This is a genomic window from Streptomyces sp. SID14436, from assembly GCF_010548465.1.
Lineage (GTDB): Bacteria > Actinomycetota > Actinomycetes > Streptomycetales > Streptomycetaceae > Streptomyces.
The window spans coordinates 1-424 of record NZ_JAAGMD010000387.1 but is presented as its reverse complement, the minus strand read 5'-3'; the positions used below and the strand labels follow the sequence as shown (position 1 = coordinate 424).

Here is a 424-nt window from a genome sequence, read left to right as displayed (position 1 = left end):
CGGGGCGGGCACGGCACCGGGCGGCAGAGCGCCGGGCGGCAGGGCACCGCGTCCCGGTCCGCCGGGGTCACCGCCGCCGACGGCGGGTGCGGCACCCGCGCCCTCGTCCTGGGTCCTGCCGGTACCGGTGCGGGGGGTGGCTCCGTGCCACCTGGCGGCACCGACGCCGTAGGGGTCCGCGATCTGTCCGGGCGGGGTGGTGCCGCCCCGTGCCGGGGCGGTGCCGTCCTCGGGTGCGGACCGGGCGCCGGGCAGTGCAGTCCGGCCGGTCTGCTGGGCCTCCTGCACCCGGGCGGCGGCACGGGCTCCCGCCCGGTAGGCGGCGATCGCACCGGCCCGGGCCGCACGCACGTCCCCCGCACGGTCGAGGGCCCGCGGAGCGGTGGCGGCGGACAGGCCGTGGGCCGGGTCGGTCCCGGCGGCG

General features: G+C 82.8%; 1 pseudogene. It reads right to left on the bottom strand.

Annotation, left to right across the window (positions count from 1 at the left end):
- A pseudogene (locus G3I53_RS13320) lies at positions 1–424 on the bottom strand (serine/threonine protein kinase); the annotation flags it as partial.